Origin of the sequence: Ferrovibrio terrae (assembly GCF_943372915.1) — a bacterium.
In the GTDB taxonomy this organism is placed as follows: domain Bacteria; phylum Pseudomonadota; class Alphaproteobacteria; order Ferrovibrionales; family Ferrovibrionaceae; genus Ferrovibrio; species Ferrovibrio terrae_A.
Genome location: NZ_CALSAN010000052.1, coordinates 1 through 19189, shown reverse-complemented (window position 1 = coordinate 19189; position 19189 = coordinate 1). Strand labels below are relative to the sequence as shown.

General features: G+C 63.9%; 15 protein-coding genes. 6 read left to right on the top strand and 9 right to left on the bottom strand.

Annotated features, from left to right (window positions below):
* The 5 genes from AAG821_RS21410 to rpsB all read right to left on the bottom strand — a co-directional run.
* Nucleotides 1–181 (bottom strand): undecaprenyl diphosphate synthase family protein (locus AAG821_RS21410; RefSeq protein ID WP_341916447.1); only part of this gene is annotated, 181 nt, incomplete at its 3' end.
* Nucleotide 182: 1 nt separating this feature from the next.
* Nucleotides 183–704, bottom strand: a complete 522-nt coding sequence (frr, locus tag AAG821_RS21405) for a ribosome recycling factor (protein ID WP_341896902.1) — start codon at nucleotides 702–704, stop codon at nucleotides 183–185.
* Nucleotides 705–797: 93 nt separating this feature from the next.
* Nucleotides 798–1508 (bottom strand): UMP kinase, encoded by a 711-nt coding sequence (gene pyrH / locus AAG821_RS21400; protein WP_341914310.1) that lies wholly within the window; start codon nucleotides 1506–1508, stop codon nucleotides 798–800.
* 222 nt (nucleotides 1509–1730) lie between these two features.
* The gene (tsf, locus tag AAG821_RS21395; protein WP_341914269.1) at nucleotides 1731–2654 is read right to left on the bottom strand and encodes a translation elongation factor Ts; all 924 of its coding nucleotides are present in this window, start codon (nucleotides 2652–2654) and stop codon (nucleotides 1731–1733) included.
* 108 nt (nucleotides 2655–2762) lie between these two features.
* Nucleotides 2763–3557 (bottom strand): 30S ribosomal protein S2, encoded by a 795-nt coding sequence (rpsB, locus tag AAG821_RS21390; protein ID WP_341914267.1) that lies wholly within the window; start codon nucleotides 3555–3557, stop codon nucleotides 2763–2765.
* 298 nt (nucleotides 3558–3855) lie between these two features.
* Here rpsB and AAG821_RS21385 point away from each other — a divergent pair, with 298 nt between their 5' ends.
* Together AAG821_RS21385 and AAG821_RS21380 are read left to right on the top strand one after the other, a co-directional pair.
* Nucleotides 3856–5169, top strand: coding sequence for a pentapeptide repeat-containing protein (locus tag AAG821_RS21385; RefSeq protein WP_341914265.1), 1314 nt, complete (start codon nucleotides 3856–3858; stop codon nucleotides 5167–5169).
* A 55-nt stretch (nucleotides 5170–5224) separates the two neighbouring features.
* Nucleotides 5225–6571 (top strand): pentapeptide repeat-containing protein, encoded by a 1347-nt coding sequence (locus tag AAG821_RS21380; protein WP_341914263.1) that lies wholly within the window; start codon nucleotides 5225–5227, stop codon nucleotides 6569–6571.
* On the opposite strand, the gene AAG821_RS21375 is transcribed toward AAG821_RS21380, so the two are convergent.
* Nucleotides 6568–7809 (bottom strand): MFS transporter, encoded by a 1242-nt coding sequence (locus AAG821_RS21375; RefSeq protein ID WP_341914261.1) that lies wholly within the window; start codon nucleotides 7807–7809, stop codon nucleotides 6568–6570. The genes AAG821_RS21380 and AAG821_RS21375 overlap by 4 nt on opposite strands.
* A gap of 210 nt (nucleotides 7810–8019) precedes the next feature.
* On the opposite strand from AAG821_RS21375, the gene AAG821_RS21370 reads away from it, so the two are divergent.
* From AAG821_RS21370 to AAG821_RS21360, 3 genes are read left to right on the top strand one after another with little or no spacing between them, the layout of a single operon-like run.
* A complete protein-coding gene (locus tag AAG821_RS21370; RefSeq protein WP_341914259.1) occupies nucleotides 8020–9072 on the top strand; it encodes an HlyD family secretion protein in 1053 nt (350 codons plus the stop codon).
* A gap of 14 nt (nucleotides 9073–9086) precedes the next feature.
* Nucleotides 9087–10670, top strand: a complete 1584-nt coding sequence (locus tag AAG821_RS21365; protein ID WP_341914258.1) for a DHA2 family efflux MFS transporter permease subunit — start codon at nucleotides 9087–9089, stop codon at nucleotides 10668–10670.
* Nucleotides 10667–11296: a TetR/AcrR family transcriptional regulator gene (locus tag AAG821_RS21360; RefSeq protein WP_341914256.1), complete on the top strand. Its 630-nt coding sequence runs from the start codon at nucleotides 10667–10669 to the stop codon at nucleotides 11294–11296. The genes AAG821_RS21365 and AAG821_RS21360 overlap by 4 nt, the downstream gene beginning before the upstream one ends.
* On the opposite strand, the gene pepN is transcribed toward AAG821_RS21360, so the two are convergent.
* From pepN to dnaE, 3 genes are read right to left on the bottom strand one after another with little or no spacing between them, the layout of a single operon-like run.
* Nucleotides 11293–13935, bottom strand: coding sequence for an aminopeptidase N (pepN, locus tag AAG821_RS21355; RefSeq protein WP_341914254.1), 2643 nt, complete (start codon nucleotides 13933–13935; stop codon nucleotides 11293–11295). The two genes, AAG821_RS21360 and pepN, sit on opposite strands and share 4 nt — an antisense overlap.
* On the bottom strand, nucleotides 13925–14524 hold the full coding sequence (locus AAG821_RS21350; RefSeq protein ID WP_341914252.1) for a hypothetical protein: 600 nt from the start codon (nucleotides 14522–14524) through the stop codon (nucleotides 13925–13927). Before AAG821_RS21350 ends, pepN begins: the two co-directional genes overlap by 11 nt.
* Nucleotides 14525–14550: 26 nt before the next feature.
* Nucleotides 14551–18021, bottom strand: coding sequence for a DNA polymerase III subunit alpha (dnaE, locus tag AAG821_RS21345; RefSeq protein WP_341914250.1), 3471 nt, complete (start codon nucleotides 18019–18021; stop codon nucleotides 14551–14553).
* A gap of 283 nt (nucleotides 18022–18304) precedes the next feature.
* Here dnaE and AAG821_RS21340 point away from each other — a divergent pair.
* On the top strand, nucleotides 18305–19189 hold an 885-nt coding region (locus AAG821_RS21340), incomplete at its 3' end, for an aromatic ring-hydroxylating dioxygenase subunit alpha (protein WP_341916445.1).

Sequence of the window (19189 nt, the reverse complement as noted above, 5' to 3'; positions counted from 1 at the left end):
ATTCGATGCGCAGCGTGCGACAGGCGCGCACCACATCGCGCACGGTGTCGATGCCCTGCCGATGGCCCAGGTTGCGTGGCAGCCCGCGCGCCTTCGCCCAGCGCCCATTGCCATCCATGATGATGGCAATGTGGCGCGGCGGAGACGGCGCAAGCGCCTGCGATACAACCGGCTGCGACATGCTAGACCTGCAGGATCTCCTTGGTCTTCTGCGCCAGAATCTCGTCGATCTTCTTGGTCGCGTCGTCGGTCAGCTTCTGGATCTCGTCCTGGTACATCTTGACGTCGTCCTCGCCGAGGTCGCCGTCCTTCTCCGACTTCTTCAGGTTGTCCATGCCGTCGCGCCGCACGCCGCGCACCGCCACCTTGGCCTGCTCGGCATACTGGCCGGCCACCTTGGTCAGCTCCTTGCGGCGCTGTTCGTTCAGCTCGGGGATCGGGATGCGGATCAGGGTGCCGTCGGCCTGCGGGTTGAGGCCCAGGCCGCTGGCGGTGATCGCCTTTTCCACCGCCTTGACGTTGCTCTTGTCCCAGACCTGCACACTGATCATGCGCGGCTCGGGCACGCTGACGGTGCCGACCTGGTTGAGCGGCATCACGCTGCCGTAAACCTCGACGCGGACCGGGTCCAGCATGCTGACCGTCGCACGTCCGGTGCGCAGGGCGGCATACTCATGCTTGAGCACGTCGACCGCCTTGTTCATTCGCCGCTCGATGTCGTCAATATCCGGTTCGGCCACTGCCCGCTCCCGTCTTTTTTCTTAAGTCAATCAAATGGCTAAAAGGCCGCTTCGGGCCTATTCGCCGGTGATTACAGTGCACCGGCCGGTGCCGGCCAGCACTTTGGCGAAGCCGCCCGGCTCGTGCAAGGAGAACACCAGAATCGGAATACGGTTTTCCCGTGCCAGGCTGATCGCCGAGGCATCCATCACCTTCAGGTCTTTCTGCAGCACATCCATGTAGGTCAGGGTTTCATACCGGGTGGCCGTCTTGTCCTTCTTCGGATCGGCGGTGTAGACGCCATCGACCTGGGTGCCCTTGAGCAGCGCATCGCAGCCCATCTCGGCGGCGCGCAGGGCCGCGGCAGTGTCGGTGGTGAAGAAGGGGTTGCCGGTGCCGGCGGCAAAAATCACCACCCGGCCCTTTTCCAGATGGCGGATGGCGCGGCGGCGGATATAGGGCTCGCAGACCGTATCCATGCGCAGCGCCGACATCACCCGGCTCGGCACACCATGGCTTTCCAGTGCATGCTGCACGGCCAGCGCGTTGATCACGGTGGCCAGCATGCCCATGTAGTCTGCGGAGGCACGCTGCATGCCCTGGGTGGCGCCCGCCACACCGCGGAAGATGTTGCCGCCACCTATCACCAGGCAGACCTCGCCGCCCAGACTGTGCACCGCCTTGATCTCGCTGGTGATGCGGTCGACGGTGTCGAAGTCGATGCCATAGGGGGTCGGGCCCATCAGGGCCTCGCCCGAGCATTTCAGCAGGACGCGACGGTATTTCATGGTCATGGATGGTCCTCAGGCGGCGTCCTTGGCGACGGCGCGGGCCAAGGGATGACGGAAAAGCGCGGCGATTCTGTGGCGAAGGTTATACCACGCCCGGGCGCAGGTGGCAGCCGCAGGCCCTGCTCCTGTCCCGATTCCGGCCACAATCAGGGGCGGTAAAGCGGGCATAAAAAAGGGGGGCATCGGCCCCCCTTTTCAGTATTCGGTCACTCGGCCCGATCAGCCGGCCATCTTGGCGACTTCGGCAGCGAAGTCGTCTGTCTTCTTCTCGATTCCCTCGCCCAGCTGGAAGCGCACGAAACCGGTCACCTCGATGGGTGCGCCGGCATCCTTGGCGGCCTTTTCCACGGCCTTGCCAACCTGGGTCTCACCGTCGATCACGAAGGTCTGCTCCAGCAGAACCACTTCCTGATAGAACTTGCGGATACGGCCCTCGACCATCTTGGCGATGATCTCCGCCGGCTTGCCCGAACCGGCAGCCTGCTCGGTCAGCACCTGGCGCTCGCGCTCAACCAGCGCCTGATCCAGATCCTTGGTGCTCAGCGACTGCGGATTGGCGGCAGCAATATGCATCGCCATCTGCTTGCCGATCTGCTCCAGCACCTCACGCTTGCCGGTCGACTTCAGACCGACCAGCACGCCCAGCTTGCCGATGCCATCGCCCAGCGCGCTGTGCACATAGGCAATCACGGCACCGCCATCGACGGTCAGCGTGCGGGCGCGACGCAGCGTCATGTTCTCGCCGATGGTGGCGATCGCATGAGTCAGCTCGTCCTTCACGCTGCGGCCGGTGCCCGGGAAGGCAGCGGCTTCCAGCACGGCAACGTCTTCGCCGGCAGCCAGGGCCACCGTGGCGATGCCACTGGCAACGGCCTGGAACTGCGGGTTACGGGCAACGAAATCGGTCTCGGCATTCACCTCGACGATGGCGCCCTTGTTGTCCTTGATGGCAACGGCGACCAGGCCTTCGGCGGCCACACGGCCGGCTTTCTTGGCGGCGGCCGACAGGCCCTTTGTGCGCAGCCAATCGATGGCGGCATTCAGATCGCCACCGGTCTCGCCCAGCGCCTTCTTGCAATCCATCATGCCCGCGCCGGTCTTCTCGCGCAGATCCTTTACCAGGGCCGCAGTAATCTCAGCCATGTCATCCTCTCAATGTCAGTGCATGCGACCGTTCAACGGCCGGGTCAGAAACGGCTGCGGCGCCCCGTCGAAAAACGACAGAGGCGCCGCGACCGGGATTGATCAGGCTTAGGCCTGGGCCGCAGCGCCGTCGGCGGCTTCCGCCGGGGCCACTGCCAGTTCGACCGGGGCTTCCTCGGCAGCGCCGATATCAGCACCAGTCTCCGACAGATGGTCTTCGACGCCGCTCAGCACGGCCAGCGAGAACAGATCGCAGTACAGGTTGATGGCGCGCAGCGCGTCATCGTTGCCCGGCACCGGATAGGTGATACCCTGCGGATCGGAGTTGGAGTCGAGGATCGCGACCACCGGAATGCCCAGGGTGCGGGCTTCGGCGATGGCGATGTCTTCCTTCACCGTGTCGATGACGATCATGATGCTGGGCAGGCCGCCCATATCCTTGATGCCGCCCAGCGCCCGGTCGAGCTTCTCGCGCTCGCGGGTCAGGTTCAGCACTTCCTTCTTGGTCAGGCCGGACGTGTTGTTCTCGGCACCGAGCAGCTCTTCCAGCTCCTTGAGGCGCTTGATCGACTGGGAGATGGTCTTCCAGTTGGTCAGCATGCCGCCGAGCCAGCGATGGTTCACGTAGAACTGGCCGCAGCGGGCAGCCGCATCCGCGATCGCTTCCGACGCCTGGCGCTTGGTGCCGACGAACAGCACACGACCGCCGCCGGCGACGGTGTCGCGCACGGCCTGCAGGGCACGGTGCAGCAACGGCACGCTCTGCTGCAGGTCGATGATATGAATGTTGTTGCGATCTCCGAAGAGATACGACTTCATTTTCGGATTCCAGCGGTGGGTCTGGTGTCCGAAGTGCACGCCAGCTTCAATCAGCTGACGCATGGTAAAGGTCGGCAGGCTCATCCTATATCCTTCTCCGGTTGGGCCGCCGCAGGCACGTCCTTCGCTCCTCGTGTGGAACTCGGACACCGGAACGCCGTATCGGGATGTCTCCCCGATAACCGCGTAAGCCTGCGTGTGGGTTTGAACGGCGCCTTTTATCCGCTTCGGGAGGGGAATGCAACCGGCTTGGGCCGGCCCTGTCAGCCCGCCTGCCCCGGGGCCTGCCACGCCGCTGCTCCAGAAGGGTTATCAACACATTTTTCCGTGCCCTGACAAATAGATACTGGCGCCCCCTGAGGTGGCATGGTCATATGCGCCCATGTCGGACCCGGTGGTGCATCAGAAAGATCTCGACCCCCTGATCGCCGGCCATGAGCGCTTTGCGCGTGGCATGCGGGGCGGACTTCGCCTCAACCTGCAGTTTCGCGACGCCTCCGGCCTGAATTTCGCCAACCGCGACCTGCGCGAGGCTGCCATGGTCGGCGGCCGTTTCAACGGGGCCGTGTTCAAATTCTGCAAGCTGAGCGGTGCCAATTTCTACGGGGCGGTTCTGGAAATGGCCGACTTCTCCTCGGCCGACCTGACCCGGGCCGACCTGCGCGGCGCCATCCTGCGCGGTGCCATCCTCGAATTCGCCGATCTCTCTGGCGCCGATCTGCGCGATGGCCGGCTGCTGAAACCCGATGAAGACGGCAATCTGGTGCCGATCGCGGTCGGCGGCGCCGTCACCGAAAAAGCCCAGATGAGCCATTCCAAGCTGATCGGTGCCAAGCTGGGCCGGCTGATGAGCCAGCAGGCCGATCTCAGCCATGCCAATCTGGCCAATGCGCGCCTGACCGACGCCGACCTGTCCAATTCCGATCTGCGCGGCGCGATTTTCGTCGGCGCCGATCTCACCAACACCAATATGAGCGGCTGCAGCCTGTCGGGCGCCGTGCTGGCCGGGGCGATGCTCAACGGCACCAAATTCGAGGGCGCCGATCTGGCCGGCGCCTTCTTCCGCCCGAGCGAAATGCGCGACGCCCGCCTGGCCGGCGCGCAATTGCCCAAGAACATTGCAGATCTGGACAAGCCGCTGCAGATCATCCTGCGCGAACATCTGGCCTGGACGGAATCGCTGGGCGCCAAGGGACGGCGTGCCGATTTCAGCCGCATCGACATGTCCGGGGTCAAGCTGGCCAAAATCGACCTCTCGGCGGCATTGTTCGTTCAGTCCACCCTGGTGGAAGCCGATTTCGGCGGCGCCGCGCTCACCATGTGCGATTTCACCGACGCCATGCTGCTGAACGCCCAGTTCACCGGCGCCGACCTGCGCGGGGTGAAATTCAGCGGCGCCAATCTGATCGGCAGCAATTTCCGTGGCGCCAAGCTGGCGCCGATGCCGATATCCTCCCTGCAGGGCAAGCGCTGGCATGCCAACCTGGAGAATGCCAATCTGAGCCAGTCCAACCTCAGCGCCTGTGACCTTGAGGGCGCCAACCTGACCCGGTCGATCCTGATGCATGCCGATCTGCGCGACGCCAACCTGAAAGGCGCCAATTTCCGAGGCGCCGATCTGACCGGGGCCGACCTGCGCGATGCCCAGGTCTCGGGTGCGGACTTCACCGGCGCCAGCGGCGTCAACCTGTCGTGAACCTTCTCCGCCTATGCTAGGCTGGCTGACAAGAGCCTGATACAGAAGCCGCCCGATGAACAATCCCGTCAAAGTCATTGCCCAGTATGAAGTCGATGAGATGTTTGAATCTCACGCCAACTACGTGCGCGGTGTGCGTGGCGGCAAGCGCATGGTGCTGCATTTCCGCGATGCCTCGCGGGTGGATTTCAGCGGCAAGGAACTGACCTCGGCCGATTTCGTCGGCAGCAAGCTCAACTATGCCGACTTCAGCCATGCCGCCCTGGTCGGCTCGTCCTTTTTCGCCGCCGACATGCAGGGGGCAGATTTCCGCCGCGCCGACCTGACCAAGGCCGACTTGCGCGGCGTGAACCTGCGCAATGCCAATCTGGAATCCGCCAATCTGACCAATGCCGATATCCGCGACGGCGTGCTGCTGCGCCCGGATGAAGATGGCAACCTGATCGCCGTGCTCAAGCGCGCCACCTCGATCGACAATGCCAAGATGGCGGGCGCCAACCTCACCTCGGCCAAGCTGGGCAAGGTGGTGGGGCGCAACACCGACCTGAGCAACTGCAACTTCTCCAATGCCAAGCTGAACGGCGCGGATTTGTCTGGCTCAAACCTCTCTGGCTGCCTGTTCACCGGCGCCGACCTCACGGCGTCCAACCTGTCGCACTGCATCCTGCATGGGTCTGTGCTGGCCGGCGCCGTGCTGAACGAAACCAATTTCGAGGGCGCCGACCTGACGGCAGCCTATTTCCGCCCGATCGATCTGCGCGACGCCGATGTCACCAAGGCAATCATGCCGCGCAGCCTGGAAAATCTCGACCGCTCGCTGCAGTTCATCGTCAAGGAGCATCTCACCTGGATCGAGACGCTGGGCAAGCAGGGCATGCGGGTGGATTTCAGCCGCTATGATCTCTCCGACCTCAAGCTGACCAACATCAACTTCTCGGCCGGCGATTTCTCCTACGCCATCCTGCGCAACACCGATTTCTCCGGCTCGCGCTTCGTGCTGTCGGATATGCGCGGAGCCATGATGCTGAATGCGAATTTCGCCACCTGCAATCTGCAAGGCGCCAAGTTCGACCGCGCCATCATGACCAATGCGGATTTCCGTGGTGCCAAGCTCTCGACCGTCAGCATCACCGGCGCGATGCATCGCCGCCAGTCGGCCAGCTTGCAGGAATGCAATCTGACCCAGGCCAAGTTCCAGGGCGCCGATCTGGAAGGCGCGGTGTTCAACCGCTCGATCCTGACGCTGGCCGATTTCCGCAGCGCGAATTTGCGTGGTTGCTCTTTCCTCGATGCCGATCTCACCAACACCGATCTGCGCGGCGCCGACCTGGAAGGCGCCGATCTGCGCGGCGCCATCGGCTTCAAGGTGCCGAAGCCGAACATGGAAAAGAGCAGCGACTAGGCCGCCGCTCCTTCTTCATCCAGCGATGGCGGCAGCGTTTCCAGCGCCGGCATCTGCGACAGCAGGATGACGGCAAGCTGCACGCCATAGCCCGCGACCGCCAACCAGATCGCGGCATCCAGACCGAACCGCTCTCCGACGAAACCGCCCACCAGTGCGCCGAGTGGCCGCATGCCCAGCGTGGCCACCTGCTGCATCGCGCTGACGCGACCGATCAGGCGCAGCGGCACGATGGCCTGGCGCAGGCTGGTCTGCCCGATGGTCCACAGCATCGGCCCGAAGCCGAACAGGAAAAAGCCGATTAGCAGCAGCATGAAGGCCGCATCGCCCTGCATCGCGGTGGTGGCACCGATGGCAAAAGCAGCGAACAGCGACGTCGCCGGGCCGAGCAGGATCATGTGGCCGAGACGCAGGCGGGCATGGATCAGCGGCGCTGCCAGCGCGGCCAGCAGCATACCGAGCCCCTGCGCGCCCAGCGCGATGCCGATTTTCGCCGGTGTCAGCCCCAGCATGTTGATGGCAAACAGCACGAACACCGCCATCAGCACGAACCAGCTGAAATTCCAGGCCATGGCGCAGGCGGCAATCGCCCGCAGCAGCGGATGACGCCACACCACGGCCAGCCCTTCGGCCAGGGCCTGCCGGATCGGCGGGCGCTCAATGCTGGGTAGATCCCGTCGCATGCCTGGTGTCAGCAGCAGCAGGACGGCGAGTGCCGAGGTCACCGCCGAGACGGCCAGCGCCAGGGCCGGCGAAGTCCAGCCGGCAATCGCGCCGGCGAGGCCCGGCCCGAGGAAGACGGCGGCGGCGCGAGTGAACTCGATCTTCGCATTCGCCGCCGGCAGGCCCTCGCGCGCCACGATGGCCGGCAGATAGGCCTGCGCGGCAACATTGAACAGCACCGTGCAGGCCGACAGTGCGAAGCCGAGGATGGCGAGGCTGACGAGATCAAGCCAGCCGGCAAAGGCCAGCAGCGGCACCAGCGCCAGCAGCAGGGCACGGCCAGCCTCGCTGCCGGCCATCAGGTAATGCCGCGGCAGCCGGTCGGCCCAGAGGCCGGCGACCAGCGACAGCAGCAGATACGGCAGGGTCTGCGCCGCACTCAGCGCACCCATGGTCTCGGCCGTGGCACCCAACGCCAGCGCCGCCATCAGTGGGATCGCCGCCATGGCGAGCTGTTCGGCGCCATTGGCGGCCAGGTTGGCGAGACTGAGACGGGTCAGCGGGGTCATCGGCATGGTCGGCTCCAGGGGTCTGCAGCTGGAGTAAGCCATTGGCAGAGCACAAACTATCCGGATATTGCGCTGTCATGCCGGGGCCTTCGTCCCATCCTGTGACTGGCGTCACGGCTTTCACTTCCGATTTAATGGACAGGACCGCCCACTAATCTTATAGATCATCCCGGCCTGACCTCCCGGGCCTTCTCACCCTTCGCGGGACTGACACCGATGACCAAGAAAAAAGCCATCCTCTCCGCCGCCGGCCTGCTGGTGCTTGCCGGCGCCACCTATGGTGCCTGGCACTGGTGGAGCTACAGCCGCTTCATCGAAAGCACCGACAACGCCTATATCGGCGCCGACATCACTGTCGTGGCGCCCAAGGTGACCGGCTACATCACGACGATGTCGGTGGCCGACAACCAGCAGGTCAAGGCCGGCACCGTGCTGTTCGAGATCGATGCCAGCGACTACCGCGCCAAGGTGGCGCAGGCCGCGGCTGCCGTGCAGGCGCGCCGCGCCGCCATCGATGTGATCGACAAGCAACTGGCCAGCCAGCAGGCCGCCATCGCCGAAGCCGATGCGTCCTGGCGCAGCACGCGGGCCGACCAGGTGCGCAGCGAGGAAGACCTCAAGCGCTACCGCCAGCTCGCCGTCGGCAACTATGTGTCCAACCAGAAGCTGGAACTGGCCCAGGCCGACCAGCGCAAGGCCAGGGCCGCGGTCGACCGCGCCGAGGCCGCCAAGTCGGTCGAGCAGAACCAGATCGCCGTGCTGAAGGCCAATCGCGAACAGGGCCTGGCCCAGATCGCCCAGGCCGAGGCCGATCTCGCCGCCGCGAAACTCGATCTCGACAACACCGTGGTCCGTGCGCCGGTCGATGGCGTGATCGGCAACCGCACCGGCCAGACCGGCCAGTATGTGAAGCCCGGCACCCAGATCATGGTGATCGTGCCGACCGACGACGTGTATGTCGTCGCCAACTTCAAGGAGACGCAGCTGCGCGGCATGAAGCCGGGCCAGAGCGCGGCCCTCCATGTCGATGCCTTCCCCGACCTGACCATCAAGGGCCACATCCAGAGCTTCGCGCCGGCCTCGGGCGCCAAGTTCAGCCTGCTGCCGCCCGATAACGCCACCGGCAACTTCACCAAGATCGTGCAGCGCGTGCCGGTCAAGCTGGTGATCGACAAGGCCCAGGCGCAGCCCTTCCTGGTGCCCGGCATGTCGGTGGTGGTGGATATCGACACGCGCAGCGAAGCCGCCCTGCACACGGCGGCGAAGTAACGGGCCGCACGACCATGTCTGCCACCGCTGCCACCATGGCGCAGATCCCGGCCGCTCCGGCGACGCAGAAAGGCCGGATGATCGGCTATTTCGCCATGGTCATCGGCATGTTCATGGCGATCCTCGACATCCAGATCGTGTCTTCCTCGCTGACCGAGATCCAGGCCGGTCTCTCGGCATCCGCCGACGAGATCAGCTGGGTGCAGACATCGTATCTGATCGCCGAAGTGATCATGATCCCGTTCAGCGGCTATCTCTCGCGGCTATTGTCGACACGCGTGCTCTTCACCGTCTCGGCGGCCAGCTTCACCCTCGCCAGCCTCGGTTGCGCCATGGCCACCAACCTGGAGACCATGATCGTGCTGCGCGCGCTCCAGGGTTTCCTCGGCGGCGCCATGATCCCCACCGTGTTCGCCAGCACCTACATGATGTTCCCGCGCGAGAAGATGGCCGGCGCCACCGTGATCATCGGCCTGGTCGCCACGCTGGCGCCCACCATCGGACCGACCTTCGGCGGCTACCTGACCCAGCTGTTCTCCTGGCACTGGCTGTTCCTGATCAACATCGTGCCGGGCATCATCGTCTGCCTGCTGGTGTGGAATTTCATCGATATCGACAAGCCGAATTACGCGCTGTTCAAGGGCTTCGACTATATCGGCCTCGGCGCACTGGCGGTGTTCCTCGGCAGCCTGGAATACGTGCTGGAGGAAGGCACCCGCAACGACTGGTTCGCCGATGCGGCGATCCGCAATTTCGCCGTCGCCTGCGGCATCGGCGCCGTGCTGTTCTTCTGGCGCAGCCTCACCTATGCCAACCCGATCGTCGATCTGAAGGCCTTCCGCAACCGCAACTTCGCCACCGGCTGCCTGTTCAGCCTCACCATCGGCATCGGTCTCTATGGCCTGGTCTACCTGCTGCCGCTCTATCTCGGCCGCGTGCGCGGGCTGAACAGCCTGCAGATCGGCGAGGTCATGTTCGTCACCGGCCTGGCGCAATTCATGTCCGCACCCATGGCCGGCATACTGGCGCGCAAGGTCGATCCCCGCCCGGTGCTGGCCTTCGGCTTCGCCCTGCTCGGTGCCAGCACCTGGACCATGACCGGCCTGACCGGCGACTGGCAATTCGACCAGCTGCTGCTGCCGCAGATCATGCGCGGCGCGGCGCTGATGTTCTGCATCGTGCCGATCAACGTGATCGCGCTCGGCACCCTGCCGCAGGATGAGCTGAAGAATGCCAGCGGGCTCTATAACCTGACCCGCAATCTCGGCGGCGCCTTCGGCCTCGCTGCGATCAACACCATCATGACCGAGCGCACCAATTTCCACTGGAACCGCCTGGTCGATTTCGTCAATCCGGGCCGGGTGGAAGTGCAGCAGTATATCGACAGCATCGCCAATATGTTCGGCGACCGCACCGCAGCCGACCAGACCGCGTTTGCCATGAAGATGCTTGGCAACAAGGTGCAGGCGCAGGCCTATATCATGAGCTTCATCGACGTGTTCGTCATTCTCTCGGTGCTGTTCTTCGCCGCTGCCATCGCGGTGGTGTTCGCGCAGCGGCCCAAACCCGCGCCCGCCGGCGCCGGCGGTGGCCATTGAGCAAGGCAGCCCCCATCAAGCGTGGCCGCCCGGTCGATGCCGCCAAGCGCGAGGCGATCCTGGAAACCGCACGCGACCTGTTCTTCGAGCATGGCTACGGCATCGGGCTGGAGACCATCGCCGCCCGGGCCGGCGTGTCACGCCAGACCATCTACAACCTGTTTGAATCGAAAGACGACCTGTTCGCCGCCATCGTGCAGGAAAGCTCGGGGCAGATCACGGCAGCCCTGGCCGAGCTGTCGCCCGAAGCAACGCCGCGCGATGTGCTGACCGCACTCGGTGTCGGTTTTCTCAGCAAGATCCTGTCCGACCGCGCCGTGCAGTTCCAACGCCTGCTGATCGGCTCTGCGGCCAGCTTCCCCACCCTGGGCCCGACCTTCTATGCCAACGGTCCCGGCAGAGGGCTGGCCCGCCTCGCCGCCTATCTCGACCGCGAAACCGAGGCCGGCCGTCTGGCCGTGGATGATCCGGTGCTGGCGGCGGAACAGTTCTTCGGCATGCTGATGGGCCATCGCAGCATGCGGCGCACCCTGCGCATCGACGGCGAAATGCCGGCCGCCGAAATCCGGCGCCGGGTCGACAGCGCGGTCAGCACCTTCCTGCGCGCCTACGGCAAACCGGCTTAAGTGCCGAGCGACTTCGAGGCGATCTCGTAGACATCGCGCGACAGGTTCGGCTTGGCCAGCACGCGCTGCAGCTCGGCCTTCATCTTGGCCTGCCGGCCGGCATCGAAACGGCGCCAGCGCCCGAGCGGCGCCAGCAGCCGGGCCGCAACCTGCGGATTGATCGGCTCCAGCTCCAGAATGCGGTCGGCATGAAAGGCATAGCCTGAACCATCGGCGGCATGATAGCGCAGCGCATTGGCGGTGAAGCCGCCGATCAGCGACCGCACCTTGTTCGGCTTCTGCATCGAAAACGCCGGATGGGTCAGCAGCGCCGTCACCTGCTGCAGCGTATCGGGCAAAGCCGAGATCGCCTGCAGCATCAGCCATTTGTCGAGCACCAGCGGATCGTCGGCGAAACGCTGGTAGAAATCGGCCAGTGCAGCCTCGCGCTCGGTACCGGGCAGATCGACCAGCAGGCGCAGGGCCGCGGCACGATCCGTCATGTTGTCGGCCTTGGCATACTGGTCATGGATCAGGCGGCGCAGGCCCGCATCCACATCGGCCAGTTCCGACAGATAGGACAGCGCGGCATTCTTCAGCGACCTCCGGCCGGCCGAGGTGGAATCCGGGCTGTAGGGCCCCGGCATGGTATTGGCCGCATAGATCGCTTCCAGCTGCGGACGATAGGTCTGCGCGATTTCCCGCCACAGGGCCCGCCGCGCCGCGTGAATCCCGTCCACATCCACCACATCCATGCGGTCGGCGATATAGTCCTCGCTCGGCAGGGTGATGGCCTCGGCGATGAAGGCTTTTTCCAGCGTGTCGTCGCGCAGCGTTTGGCCGATGGCTTCGATGAAGGCCGGATCGAAGGCCCGTGCCGGATCGGCGACGCGGTTCAGCAACAGCTCGGTCGCATATTGCTGGCCGGCCTCCCAGCGCGCGAAGGCATCCGAGTCATGCGCCATCAGGAAGGCCTGCGCGCTGCCATCCTGTTTCGCTTTCACCAGCACCGGGGCCGAGAAGCCGCGGTTGAGCGAGATCGCCTTCGGCTCCGGCACGCCCTTGAAGCGGAAGGTCTGTGTCGGCGCCGTCAGGGTCAGGATGCCGTCCTTGACCGCGTCCCCTGTTTCAAGGCGCAGCGGAATATCGCGGCCCTGCGCATCCAGCAAACCGACACCGAACGGCATCTGCACCGGCTGCTTGTCAGGCTGGCCCGGCGTCGGCGGCACCCGCTGCGTCACCGTCAGTTCGTAATCGGCGCTGCCGGCATCATAGCGGCCGGCCACCGTCACCTCCGGCGTGCCGGCCTGGGCATACCAGCGCTGGAACTGCGACAGGTCGGTGCCCGTGGCATCGGCCATGGCGGCAACGAACTGATCGCAGGTTGCGGCCTCGCCATCATGGCGCTCGACATAGAGCTGCATGCCCTTCTGGAAGCCCGCCTCGCCCAGCATGGTGTGAATCATGCGGATGACTTCCGAGCCCTTCTCATAGATCGTCGGCGTGTAGAAATTGTCGATGGCAATGTAGCTGTCGGGCCGGATCGGGTGTGCCAGAGGCCCGGCATCCTCGGGGAACTGGCGGCTGCGCAGCAGGCGCACATCCTGGATGCGCTTGACCGGGCGCGAGCGCATGTCGGAGGTGAATTCCTGGTCGCGGAACACCGTGAGACCTTCCTTCAGCGACAGCTGAAACCAGTCGCGGCAGGTGATGCGGTTGCCGGTCCAGTTGTGGAAATACTCATGCGCCACCACGGCCTCGATCCCGGCATAATCCACGTCGGTGGCGGTCTCGGGGTCGGCCAGGATGAACTTGTCGTTGAAGACATTCAGGCTCTTGTTCTCCATCGCGCCCATATTGAAATCGCTGACGGCGACGATGTTGAACAGGTCGAGGTCGTATTCCAGGCCGAAGCGGGTCTCGTCCCAGCGCATCGAGCGTTTCAGCGCATCCATCGCATAGGCGGTGCGGCCCTGCTTGCCATGCTCGACGAAAATGCGGAGCGCGACCTTGCGGCCGCTACGGGTGATGAACGCGTCCTCGTTCACGGCCAGGTCGCCGGCGACCAGCGCGAACAGATAGCAGGGTTTGGGGAACGGATCGTGCCACACCGCCATATGGCGGCCATCGGGCAGATCGCGCTGCTCGACCAGGTTGCCGTTCGACAGCAGCACCGGGCAGGCTTTTTGATCGGCGCGCATGGTAACGCGATAGACCGCCATCACATCGGGGCGGTCGAGGAAATAGGTGATGCGGCGAAAACCTTCGGCCTCGCATTGCGTGCAGAACACACCGCTCGACTGGTACAGCCCCGAAAGCTGCGTGTTGCCCTTCGGGTTGATCTTGGTCTCGATCTCCAGCGTGAAGGCCTTGGCCGGCACGGTGGCGATGGTCAGGCCATGCTCATCGGTCTTGTATTCAGCCTCGGCCAACCTGCGGCCATCGATGGCGACTGACAGCAGTTGCAGGTCTTCGCCATCCAGCACCAGCGGCCTGCCGCTGCCGGCCGGCACGATGGCGAGCTTTGACTTCACCAGCGTCGCCTCGGGCAGCAGGTCGAAATCCAGATCGACGGTCTCGATGCGAAAATCGGGAGCGCGGTAGTCCTTGCGATGAATGGCGGTCGGCTGGTTCATGCTCACCACAATGTTAGTCGACAACAGTCATTTCAATTAGCTTCCCATTGGAAAAACTCAATGAGCTGCCGCCCCCGTAATGCCAAATTTCATATTCAGAGTTTTCGCGTAAAGAACGGACTCGCCTCTTTGCTCGTCCAATACCCGATTGTTGGACGGATAGTTCTGCCGCCTCAATCGACATACCAAGCCACACCTTCCCCGCCACCACTCTCGCCTTGTCCGATTCTGATATCGCCAACGCTTTGATGAGTTCCATACGTCGAGCAGCTTCCACTGCCTCGGCTTTCTTGCGATCTTCTATTGCTTTCTTTCGGTCGGCTTCAGCTTTTACCTTTTGTGCCTCGATATCTCGCTTCCTTTTTGCTTCATCGTCCAATCGCTTTTGAACATCCATCCGGTGCAATTCTTCTTGAGTGCGCAGATGTTCGGCGCGGGCCCTATCTGCCTCTTCAATCATTTTCTTCGCGGTCTCCATATCATAACCGGCGCAAAGCAATGAATGTGGGTATAGCTTACAGTTCGTCTGCAATCGCATATCTTGCGATCTTGCTGGAGATATCAACAAGATGAAAACCACACTGACAAAAGTCATACGAGAAAGCCGACTCATCGCACCCCCCTCGTCTGTATCAATATCTAAATATCATAAACCTCTAACACGCCCGGCAGCACGCGGATCTGGTGGCGGGTCGCCGGGTTGATCGCATACAGCGCCGGCAGCTTGATATCGGCCTCGATGCCGCCGGGCACGCCCGGTTCCTCCAGCTTGAGGCCGAGCAGCACCTGCCCCCTGCCCTTGCCGGCCTTGTCGAGCAGGCCGCGGATCTGGTCGAGCGACTTGGCATTCTCGACCATGATCTTGATGCCGGCGGCGGCACGCGCCGCCACATCGTCCAGCTTCTCGATGCGCTGGCCGTTCAGGCGCGGCTGTTCGCCATCCACCTTGGCCGAGAGGTTCCACACCACATTGGTGCCGGGCTCGAGCAGCTCGCGATGCTGTGCCAGCACCTCGGAGAACAGCATCACTTCGTACATGCCCGAGGCATCGGAGCACTGGACGAAGGCGAAGCGGTTGCCGGTCTTCTGCGAGGTGCGCTCCTGCTTGGAGATCACCGTGCCGGCGACCTTGACGACCTGCTCGCTGGAATGCAGCTGCTTGAGCACATCGGCATAGCGCTTGACGCCGACGCGGTTGAGTGTCGCCTGATAGGCATCGAGCGGATGCGCCGAGAGATAGAAGCCGATGGCCTCGAATTCCTTGGCGAGCTGGTCCATCGGCGTCCAGACCTCGCCCTCCGGCAGCCGGGGCAGGCGCTCCTCGGTCTTGCCGCCGCCAAACAGGTTGACCTGATTGGAGCTGCGCTCCTCGGCCTTGCTCTGGGCATAGCGCACCAGCGTCTCGAGCGACGCCATCACCTTGGCGCGGTTCTTTTCCAGCCCGTCGAAGGCGCCGGCCTTGGCGATGTTTTCCAGCATGCGCTTGTTCATCGCCGAGGGATCGACCCGGCCGGCAAAATCGAACAGCGACTTGAACGGGCCGTTTTTCTCGCGCTCGGCGACGATCTGCGCCATCGGCGCGGCGCCGACATTGCGCACCGCCGACAGCGCGTAGCGGATCGCACCCTTCTCATGCTTGTCGTATTCGACCGAGAATTCGACCTGCGACCGGTTGATATCGGGCGGCAGCAGGGCAATGCCCTGGCGCGCGCATTCCTGGCGAAACACGTTCAGCTTGTCGGTATTCGAGATATCCAGCGTCATCGAGGCGGCGATGAATTCGACCGGATAGTTGGCCTTCAGATAGGCGGTGTGCCAGGCGACCAGCGCATAGGCCGCCGCATGGCTCTTGTTGAAGCCGTAGCCGGCGAATTTTTCCACCAGTTCGAAGATGAAGGCGGCCTGCTCCGGCTTGACGCCCTTGGCCTTGGCGCCCTCTACGAAACGGTCCTTCTGCGCATCCATCTCGGCCTTGATCTTCTTGCCCATGGCGCGGCGCAACAGATCGGCATCGCCCAGCGAATAGCCGGCCAGCACCTTGGCGATTTCCATCACCTGTTCCTGGTAGATGATGACGCCGTAGGTTTCCTCCAGCACCGGCTTGAGCCAGTCGTGCAGGTAGTCGGGCTTTTCCTTGCCGTGCTTGCGGGCGATGTAGCTCGGGATGTTTTCCATCGGACCCGGGCGATACAGCGCCACCAGCGCGATCAGGTCTTCAAAAGCATCGGGCTTCATGTTGCGCAGCATGTCGCGCATGCCGCTGCCTTCAAACTGGAACACGCCGACCGCATCGCCGCGCCCGAGCAGGGTGAAGGTGGGCTGGTCGCTGAGCGGAATGCTGGCCAGATCGATGGCCACGCCGCGGGCGCGGATCAGCGCGATGGCCTTTTCCAGCACATCGAGGGTCTTGAGGCCGAGGAAGTCGAATTTCACCAGGCCGGCGGCCTCGGCGTATTTCATCGAGAACTGCGTCGCCGCCATCGAAGCATGCGGATCGCGATACAGCGGTACCAGCTCGACCAGCGGGCGGTCGCCGATCACCACGCCGGCGGCATGGGTGGAGGCGTTGCGGTACAGCCCCTCCAGTTTCAGCGCCACATCCATCATGCGGCCGACCGCCTCGTCACGGTCGCGTTCCTCGCGCAACCGCACCTCTTCCTTGATCGCCTGGGCCAGCGTCACCGGATTGGCCGGATTGTTGGGGATCAGCTTGCAGATGCGGTCGACCTGGCCGAGTGGCAGCTGCAGCACGCGGCCGACGTCGCGCAGCGCCGCACGGGCCTGCAGTTTGCCGAAGGTGATGATCTGCGCCACGTTGCTGGCACCATAGCGCTGCTGCACATAGCGGATCACCTCGTCGCGGCGCTCCTGGCAGAAGTCGATATCGAAGTCGGGCATCGATACGCGTTCCGGGTTGAGGAAGCGTTCGAACAGCAGGCCGAAGCGCAGCGGATCGAGATCGGTGATGGTGAGCGCCCAGGCGACCACCGAGCCGGCGCCCGAACCGCGGCCCGGCCCGACAGCGATGCCGTTGCGCTTCGACCACTGGATGAAGTCGGCCACGATCAGGAAGTAGCCGGGGAATTTCATCCCGATGATGGTCTCGCACTCGAATTCAAGGCGGTCGTAATAGACCTTGGCCTTGTCCGGGTCGGTGATGCCGATCTGCTGCAGGCGCTCTTCCAGGCCGTCGCGCGCCATGCGGCGCAGCATGTCGGCCTCGGACTCACCCGTGCCGTCGCCGAAGTTCGGCAGGATCGGCGCGCGCTCGTTCGCCTTCACCGCGCAGCGGCGGGCAATGGTGATGGTGTTGTCGATCGCCTCGGGCAGGTCGGCGAACAACACCCGCATTTCCTCGGCCGACTTGAAGCGGTGGTCGGGCGTCACCCGGCGGCGGTCCTGCTGGCTGACATAGGCACCCTCGGCGATGCAGAGCAGCGCATCATGTGCCTCGTACATGTCCTCGTCGGGGAAATAGCAATCGTTGGTGGCGACCAGCGGCAGGTCGAGCGCATAGGCCAGATCGAGCAGGCCGGGCTCGCTCTTGGCCTCCGAAGTCCAGCCATGGCGCTGCAGTTCGACATACAGCCGGCCGGGGAAGATCTTCGCCAGCGCTTCCAGCTGCTGCCGGGCGGCATCCGTCTGCCCGTCGATCAGCAGGCGGGCGATGGGTCCGCTCGGACCGCCGGTCAGGCAGATCAGGCCCTCGTTGCAGGCGTCCAGATCGGCCCACTGCACCTGCGCCACCTCGCCCGGCGGCGGCTCCAGATAGGCCTTGGTCGACAGCTTCATCAGGTTGGCGTAGCCGGCCTCGGTCTGCGCCAGCAGCACGATCTTGTCGGGATCAGGCTTGCGCAGGTTGCGCGCGCTCGGCTGCGCCAGGTCGGCACGCGCCAGGCTGAGCTGGCAGCCGATGATCGGCTGGATGCCCTTGCCCGCCATCTCCTTGGAGAATTCCAGGGCGCCGAACAGGTTGTTGGTATCGGTGATCGCCACCGCCGGCATGCGGTTGCGGTTGCACAGCTCGGCCAGCTTGGGCAGCCGGATGGCGCCCTCGGTCAGCGAATAGGCGGTGTGGACGCGCAAATGGACGAAATCGGCGTGACTCATGAACCCCGGACCGCAGCTGGATTTTCGATTCCCGTTCCTCGTTTACGATACGCGACCTAGGGCCGCAAAACCAGAACGCATGGAATCCGAATCCCATAAGGAGTGTGGCGAAATTGTGTTGATTCCCAATATCTTGTGGATAAGTAGCGAGTCCGGCCCCTGCCAACGGGAACGCCTGCGGACGAATCCCAGATACAGGAGAACGGAGCGAAAAAGCGGCCTAGGATTAGCTGCGGCGGCCTGTCGCTGGCTGCTGCGGCCCTGCACATGCTAGTAACCATGGATGAGCGTTGCGACTCCCTTCCTGCTGAAAGACATCTGGTATTTTGCCTTGCCCGGCAACGACCTGAAACCGGGCAAGACCAAGGCCAAGGTTCTGCTCGGTGAACCGGTGCTACTCGGCCGCACCAAAACCAAGGATGGGGGGGCTGGCGACGTCTTTGCCATCCGCGACATCTGCCCGCATCGCGGCGTGCCGCTGTCGGAAGGCAGCTTCGACGGCCAGGAGGTGCACTGCCCCTACCATGGCTGGCGCTTCGCCCCCTCGGGCCAATGCACCCATATCCCCTCGCTGGTCGAAGGCCAGGACTTCGACATCACCAGGATCAGGACGCGGCGCTACCCGGTGCGGGAGCAGAACGGCCTGGTCTGGATCTGGATGGGCAAGGACGAGCCCGACCAGGAGCCGCCCGGCATGCCCGAGCTGCCGGCCGACCTGCGCCCGAGCCTGACCGAAGTGATGCTGTTCCCCTGTTCGATCGACCATGCCGTGATCGGCCTGATCGACCCCGGCCATGTGCCCTTCATCCATCGCTCCTGGTACTGGCGCAACGGCCCGATCAGACTTAAGGAAAAAGCTAAGGAATTCGGCCCAAGCCCTTATGGTTTCACCATGAAACGCCATAAGCCAGCAACCACATTGCTCTACCGCATCCTCGGCGGCGCGCCGGAAACCGAGATCAGCTTCCGCCTGCCCGGCGTGCGGGTCGAGCATGTCAGGGTCGGCCGCCACAGCGTCTGGAATTTCACGGCGGTGACCCCGATCGATGAAATCCGCACCGAAGTGAGCAATCTGCTCTTCTGGACCATCCCCTGGCTCAAGCTGCTGGTCCCCGTGGCCAAGCCCCTGATGGGGCATTTCCTCGGCCAGGATCGTGACATCCTGACG